Source organism: Haemophilus haemolyticus (assembly GCF_001008275.1).
Classification (GTDB): Bacteria; Pseudomonadota; Gammaproteobacteria; order Enterobacterales; family Pasteurellaceae; genus Haemophilus; species Haemophilus haemolyticus_P.
Genome location: NZ_LCTH01000043.1, coordinates 1 through 5478, shown reverse-complemented (window position 1 = coordinate 5478; position 5478 = coordinate 1). Strand labels below are relative to the sequence as shown.

Annotated in this window: 7 protein-coding genes; 4 read left to right on the top strand and 3 right to left on the bottom strand. The window is 37.1% G+C overall.

Annotation, left to right across the window (positions count from 1 at the left end; translation table 11 throughout):
• Positions 1-148: 148 nt before the first annotated feature.
• Together yihI and AAX15_RS06870 are read left to right on the top strand one after the other, a co-directional pair.
• The gene (yihI, locus tag AAX15_RS06875) at positions 149-709 is read left to right on the top strand and encodes a Der GTPase-activating protein YihI (protein ID WP_046939699.1); all 561 of its coding nucleotides are present in this window, start codon (positions 149-151) and stop codon (positions 707-709) included.
• Positions 710-712: 3 nt separating this feature from the next.
• Entirely contained in the window at positions 713-1153 is a 441-nt protein-coding gene (locus AAX15_RS06870) for a DUF2489 domain-containing protein (protein ID WP_046939698.1), read from the top strand.
• A 65-nt stretch (positions 1154-1218) separates the two neighbouring features.
• Here AAX15_RS06870 and AAX15_RS06865 read toward each other — a convergent pair whose 3' ends face one another.
• The 3 genes from AAX15_RS06865 to lptM form a co-directional block, all read right to left on the bottom strand.
• Positions 1219-1845, bottom strand: coding sequence for a response regulator (locus AAX15_RS06865; RefSeq protein ID WP_046939697.1), 627 nt, complete (start codon positions 1843-1845; stop codon positions 1219-1221).
• Positions 1846-2045: 200 nt separating this feature from the next.
• Positions 2046-3293, bottom strand: a complete 1248-nt coding sequence (lysA, locus tag AAX15_RS06860) for a diaminopimelate decarboxylase (RefSeq protein WP_046939696.1) — start codon at positions 3291-3293, stop codon at positions 2046-2048.
• 45 nt (positions 3294-3338) lie between these two features.
• Positions 3339-3455 carry an LPS translocon maturation chaperone LptM gene (gene lptM, locus AAX15_RS09635; RefSeq protein WP_005639040.1) on the bottom strand — a complete coding sequence of 39 codons (117 nt, stop codon included), beginning with the start codon at positions 3453-3455 and terminating at the stop codon, positions 3339-3341.
• Positions 3456-3552: 97 nt separating this feature from the next.
• On the opposite strand from lptM, the gene cyaY reads away from it, so the two are divergent.
• The gene (cyaY, locus tag AAX15_RS06855; protein ID WP_005643206.1) at positions 3553-3858 is read left to right on the top strand and encodes an iron donor protein CyaY; all 306 of its coding nucleotides are present in this window, start codon (positions 3553-3555) and stop codon (positions 3856-3858) included.
• Between the two features lies 1 nt (position 3859).
• Positions 3860-5478: DNA helicase RecQ (gene recQ / locus AAX15_RS06850; protein ID WP_046939695.1), on the top strand; the 1619-nt coding region annotated here is incomplete at its 3' end.

The window sequence follows — 5478 nt, the reverse complement described above, 5'->3', positions numbered from 1 at the left end:
GTAAAAACAGAATAGCCCCGTGTCGAAAGATATGGGGTTTTGTTTTTTAGAAGTTTATACTTTAACAAAATAAATTTAGATAAAGTTTGTTAGTGAGAAAAATACGCACTAGTGATACAATCCGCAAAATTTTTAGAAGGGATACCTTATGGCTCGTAAGAAAAAAACACGTCGAATTACCGATATTATGCCAATTCGAAAAGCAGATAAAAAAATAGATATAACAAAAGCGCGTCCAGGTAAAAAGCTTACACGTTATGAATTGGACGCTAAAGCTCGTGAAGATAAGAAAAAACGTAAGCATAAAGGTTTAGCTTCAGGATCTCGTCGTAGTACGGTTAAAGAAGAAGCGAATAAACTTCAAAATGAAATTAAAGATCCAAAAATTGGTAGTAAGAAAAAGGTTCCGTTGGTTGTTGAATTTATTAATAAACCTGAAAAAGGTCAATTAATTCCAGTAATAAAACAGGTGAAAAAACAAGATCCAATGAAAGAGCTTGAAAATCTGGAAAATAACGAAATTCTTAATGAATTATTGGATGCTTTAGATGAAGGTAAAACTATTAGTAAAGCAGATCAACAATTTGTAGACGAATGCTTAGATCGAATTTCAGAATTAATGGAAGAGCTTGGCATTGAAGACGAAGATGAAAGTGAAGATGATTTATACCGCACTTTCGAGCGTATCGATATTAACCAATTTAGATAAGTTATGATTTGGCCATTTATTGTAGTTGCATTTTTCTTGGTGATTGGATTGAGTTTATATGCAATATATTTATTAAAACAGTTAAAAATCCAAAAGGAATTGATTACTAAAGCCAAGCGTCAGCGCACTATACGATTAAAAGAAAGTATTGATGTTATTGCTCGAGCAATGCAATCTGGAGAATGTAATATTTCAGAGGGGGTGATCCGTCTTACAATGCTATTAAGGCCTTTTGGTAAGAATTTATCTACTTATCCAGCGATGGCTAACTTATATGAAGTTGTGTGTGATATGCCTACGCATGATGCTCGTAAATTGCTTGATAAAAGAGAAAGAATACGTCTAGATTTAGATCGAGAAAGTGCAGAAGTACAATTTGAACAAGATATTAAAAAAGAATTGTATATATTATTAGAAGATATTAAATCTATTGAATTAATGTAAATATTGTTACTGTAAAGAAAAATGCGCTAAGTTTATCCTAGCGCATTTTTTTATGATTATTTTTGTTAACGATTTTGTTCAAAAAATAATACCGTTGCGGCAACACGAGAATGTACATTTAATTTGCGCAATAAATTACGGATATGTACTTTCACGGTTTCTTCTGAAATAAACAGTTGTGCTGCAATTTGTTTATTTGATAGACCTGTCGCAATTTGACGAAGTACGCCCATTTCACGATCCGTTAGGCTGTCTAATGGATTTTCTTCATGAGTACGTTCTAACAGTAAATTTTTAATAGAATCGCTCAGAATGATTTCACCTTGTGCAATGCGCTTTATTTGGTCTAGCAACGTATCTGGTTCCGTATCTTTTAGCAAGTAACCATCTGCACCTGCATCAATCAGAGTATAAATATCATTTTTTGCATCAGACACGGTTAAAATTAAGATTCGTGCATCGACGCCTTCTGCGCGTAATCCTTTGAGCGTATCTAACCCAGAAAGTCCTTTCATGTTGAGATCTAAAATGATCATATCAGGTGATGTTTGTAATGCCACAGAAATCCCTTCTGTGCCGCTGCCTACGTCAGCCACCACTTCAAAGTTATCGTCTAATTCTACAAGTTGTTTAATGCCACGACGCATTAATGGATGGTCGTCAATCAATAAAACCTTTAGTTTTTCTTGCATAATTTCCCCTTTAGTGGCAAAAGTCCACTTTAAAAAACGTAATATTCTATAAAGAATTTAATTCTATGCCAATCTAGAATAGAAAAAAATTTGATTTATCTCACAAACTTACTGTTTGAGGTAGGTTGATTGATGGATAGATAGAAAAAGAGCGGTAGAAAAATAGATAATTTTTTAGCGCTCTTTTAAGATAAGAAAGATTAAATGGTCGACTCTAATGCCCAAAGTTCCTTTAAGGTTTCTCGACGACGGATTAAATAGGATTTATCTCCATCTACTAAAACTTCTGCAGTACGGGGTCTTGAGTTATAGTTTGATGACATGCTTGCTCCATAGGCGCCAGCTGAGCATTGAGCAATATAATCACCTTCAGCAATAGAAAGTTCCCGTTGTTTGCCCAAGAAATCAGACGTTTCGCAAACTGGCCCCACAACATCATAAATGGCTTTTTCTCTTTCTAAAGTGCGGTCAATTTCTAGGATATTCATATAAGCCTCATACAATGCAGGACGGATCATATCGTTCATTCCTGTGTCGGTAATCGCGAAATTACGACTTTCATTATTTTTTAGGTATTGCACTTTGGCTACTAAAATTCCCGCATTTGCAGAAATTGCTCTGCCTGGTTCAAGAATAATTTCAAGTTCAGGATAATTTTGTAGTTTTTCTAACAATGCATTTGCGTAATCACTTGGATGCGGTGGTGTTTCATCCGTATAAGTCACGCCTAAACCACCACCAAGATCGAGATGTTTTAATTTTATTCCATCTTCTTTTAATTGTTCAATTAGTACAATTAAGCGATCTGTTGCATCTAAAAATGGTTGTAATTCAGTGAGCTGTGAGCCTATGTGGCAATCCATCCCTGTTATTTTTATGTTTGGCAGCGTTGAGGCTAATTTATATACCTCTCGAGCTTCATTTACACTTACGCCAAATTTATTTTCTTTTAATCCTGTTGAGATATAAGGGTGTGTATGTGCATCAACATCTGGATTTACACGTAAAGAAATAGGTGCGATTTTACCCATTTCTCCCGCGATTTGGTTAATGTACTTGAGTTCAGAAACTGATTCCACATTAAAGCAACGGATTCCAACTTCTAATGCGCGCATAATTTCTTCTCGAGATTTTGCAACGCCAGAAAAGACCACTTTTGACGCATCGCCACCTGCTGCCAGTACACGCTCAAGTTCGCCTTGCGAGACAATATCGAAACCAGAACCCAGTTTTGCCATGATATTTAATACGCCGATATTTGAGCAAGATTTTACGGCAAAGCAAATTAAGTGAGGATGCTTACCGAAGGCTGAGTCAAAAGCATGCCAATGGCGTTCAAGTGTTGCGCGAGAATATACATAAAGAGGTGTACCGAATTGTTCAGCAAGTTGTTGAACTGGAATATCTTCAGCATAAAGCTTATTATTTTTATATTGGAAGAAATTCATGTTGTGTTCCTGTTTTTTATTTTGGGATTGTAATTGGATAATCGCTTATTTGGTTTGTTGTGCTTGTTCTTTTTCTGGGAAATATAAAGGACCTTTTACGCCGCATCCCGTTGCCACAATGCAAATCGCACTAAGCACTAAAATTGATAGTAGTTTTTTCATTTTTTTCTCCCTTACTTATCGGTAAATCCGCCTTTCACAAGCTTAAGAAAGGCTTTATAATTTGCCGCATTCTATCAGATTTAAACAGGAACATTTTATGAATATTGCAGAATTTCACCAAAATATTGAACAAGTTTGGCAAAAAATTGAAGAAGAATTAGAAGAGCAAGGTGCGGATGTAGATTGTGAAACGCAAGGTTCAGTATTTACAATCACCTTTGATAATCGCACACAAATAGTGATTAACAAGCAAGAACCATTACTTGAGCTCTGGATTGCGAGTAAATTAGGTGGTTTTCATTTTGCTTTTAAAAATGGCGACTGGGTTTCTAATGACGGAAAACGTTTTTGGGATTGTTTAGTCGAAGCTTGTGCTGCACATGGCGAGAACGTGCAGTTCTAAGATGCTTGATTCTCCTTTATCACCAAAAATAATAGAAAAACCGACCGCACTTTCTGTTTTGAAATCGGTTTTCGGTTATCAATCTTTCCGTAAAGGGCAGGAAGAAGTCATCAAGGCCGCCTTAAACGGACAAGATGCTTTGGTGGTAATGGCAACGGGGAATGGCAAATCGCTTTGTTACCAAATTCCCGCACTTTGTTTTGATGGTTTAACTTTAGTGATTTCTCCGTTGATTTCCTTGATGAAAGATCAAGTGGATCAGCTGCAAGCTAATGGAATTGAGGCGGATTTTCTTAATTCTAGTCAGACTTTAGAACAGCAGCAACAAGTACAAAATAAGCTTATTTCTGGGCAACTTAAACTGCTTTATGTGTCGCCAGAAAAAGTGATGACGAACAGTTTCTTTCAACTTATTTCTTATAGTAAAGTCAGCTTTATTGCGATTGATGAAGCTCACTGCATTTCTCAATGGGGGCATGATTTTCGCCCTGAATATACCCAGCTTGGCGGTTTAAAAGCTAGTTTCCCTCATGCGCCGATTATGGCGCTCACCGCGACAGCCGATTATGCGACTCGCCAAGATATTTTGACTCACCTCAATCTGGAAAATCCGCATAAATATATTGGTAGTTTTGATCGACCGAACATTCGTTATACCTTAGAAGAAAAATATAAACCAATGGAGCAACTGACACGTTTTGTGTTAGCTCAAAAGGGCAAAAGTGGGATAATTTATTGCAACAGCCGAAACAAGGTTGAGCGAATTGCGGAAAGTTTACGCAATAAAAGTGTCTCTGCTGCTGCTTATCATGCGGGAATGGAAACGGCACTGCGTGAGCGCGTGCAACAGGATTTTCAGCGTGATAATGTTCAAGTAGTCGTCGCAACCATTGCTTTTGGAATGGGAATTAATAAATCCAATGTGCGGTTTGTTGCCCATTTTGATTTGCCACGTAGCATAGAATCTTACTATCAGGAAACGGGGCGGGCAGGACGTGATGATTTGCCTGCAGAGGCTGTTTTGTTTTATGAGCCGGCAGATTACGCTTGGTTACAAAAAATTCTTTTAGAAAAACCAGAAACGCCACAGCATCAGATTGAGCAACATAAATTAGAAGCTATTGGTGAATTTGCGGAAAGCCAGACTTGTCGCCGTTTAGTTCTTCTCAATTATTTTGGTGAGCATCGACAAACACCATGCAATAACTGTGATATTTGCCTTGACCCTCCTAAAAAATATGATGGATTAGTCGATGCGCAAAAAGTAATGTCTACTATTTATCGAGTGGGGCAATGTTTCGGCGCACATTATGTGATTGAGGTGTTGCGTGGCATGCACAATCAAAAAATTATTGAACGCCAGCACGATAAACTTTCAGTGTATGGCATTGGAAAAGATAAAAGCAAAGAGCATTGGCAGTCTGTCATTCGTCAGCTTATTCATTTGGGTTTTGTGCAACAGGTTATTAGTGAATTAAATCCAACGTTGCAACTTACTGAAAGTGCGAAAGCGATTCTGAAAGGTGAAGAACCATTAGAACTGGCAATGCCTCGTATTTCTTCAATCAGTAAAATTGTCCATAATCCACAACGTCAAGGTGTTGCAAATTACGATAAGGA